Consider the following 1793-nt stretch of genomic DNA (forward strand, 5'->3'; position numbering starts at 1 on the left):
AATAAGATATTTAGCTTATCATGTCAGCCTATTTGCAACAGTGCCTCATGACTACTATGTCTGTGAAACAACAACAGATAAGCAAGCGCATAATTGGGTCTATGACATCGAGTCTAATTAATCAAATATATTTTTATTCAGTGAGTAAAATTATAACGAAGTTTCTGTAATGGACAGATATTAAAAAGCCCCCTTATTCAGGGGGCAGGTTGTATAGATATAACTATACTTATAAAATTTTAATTTTGTTATAGATATTAAATTACCAATAGCCCAGCATCTTCCACCAAAGTCCGCCCAATACAATAAAAATAGCTATATTGATAATGCTCATAGCAAAACCAGCTTTCCACCATTCACCAAGCGTTGTATAACCTGAACCATAAATAATAGGGGATGTACCTGTCGCATAATGAGTCAGCGTCATCATAATGCTTGATGCTGCTGCCATAATCAGTGCAAAGAACATTGGAGGAGCACCTAGTGCGATACCTGCAATGTAGAATGCTGAAAACATAGCGGTAATATGTGCAGTAGTACTGGCAAAAATATAGTGAGCGTACATATAAGCAAATAGTAAAAGCATGGAAGCAGGAACCCACGTTAAGCCAAGCTGTCCAATGCTAGTTTGTAAAACACCAGAAAACCAAGCGATTAAGCCGAGCTTATTTAAAAAGGTCGCCATCATGACCAATGCAGCAAACCAAGTTACTGTATCCCATGCACTCTTTTGAGTTAAGACATCATCCCAAGTTAAAACTCCTGTAAGCAGAAGGAGTGATAAACCAATAAACGCGGTTGTAGTTGGGTCTAAAGTCCACATATCACCCAACAACATGGCAGGAATACCTGCCCAGAGTAATAATAAAATTCCAAATACAGCCAACATAATCATTTCATGTAAGGTAATGGGACCCATTTCTTGTAAACGGTCTTTGGCAAATTGTGCAGCATTTGGTGTTTTTTTAATTTCAGGTGGGTACATAAAGTAAAGCGCAATCGGCATAAATGCTAATGCAACAACACCTGGTAAAACCATTGCTAATGCCCATGTGGTCCAACTCAAATGGATTTGACTATTGGTCGCTTTCGCAATGAGTTCAACGACTAAAGGGTTGGGTGCAGTAGCCGTAATAAACATGGCAGAAGTAATAGGATTTGAATGGTAATTGACCAAAGCAAGATATTTACCAATTTTACCTTCAGTGCCTTTTTCTGGATCTGAGTCAAAACTCGTTGCAATCGAGCGCACGATAGGGTGAATAATTCCGCCTCCACGTGCTGTATTACTTGGGGTAACAGGTGCAAGAATGAGTTCAGATAATGCAAGGCTATAGCCAATACCAATGGTTCTTTTACCCCAAACTGCAATAAAGTAATAACCTAGTCGTGCACCTAGCCCTGTTTTTTGTAACCCTTTTGAAATCATGATGGATATACCAATCAACCAAATAAGAGGGTTAGCAAAGCCACTTAAAGCATCTTTGATGGCATCGCTAGGGTTATCTGCTGTTACTCGGGTAATCGCGACCAGTGCTATCGCGATAATCGAAATTGCACCAATAGGCATTGCTTTACCAATAATGGCTGAAATAACACCAATAAACATCGCAAATAGAAGCCAAGCATTTGCAGAAACATCTTGCGGAATTGGAATGAGAAACCAAATAATAAGGGTAAGTGATACTGAAATTATGGTTGGTATGAGTTTGAATCCCATTGAATCGTACTCCAAAAATATAGTTATTATGGGCTTTGTTGCATAAACATTCAAAAGCTGAGTTCTCCCCAAT

General features: G+C 38.7%; 1 protein-coding gene. It reads right to left on the reverse strand.

Annotated features, from left to right (window positions below; all coding sequences use genetic code 11):
• Positions 1–262: 262 nt before the first annotated feature.
• Positions 263–1720, reverse strand: coding sequence for a DASS family sodium-coupled anion symporter (locus tag OKC24_RS19600; RefSeq protein ID WP_004695721.1), 1458 nt, complete (start codon positions 1718–1720; stop codon positions 263–265).
• Between the last annotated feature and the right edge of the window lie 73 nt (positions 1721–1793).

Origin of the sequence: Acinetobacter entericus, from assembly GCF_026168575.1 — a bacterium.
Classification (GTDB): Bacteria; Pseudomonadota; Gammaproteobacteria; order Pseudomonadales; family Moraxellaceae; genus Acinetobacter; species Acinetobacter bouvetii.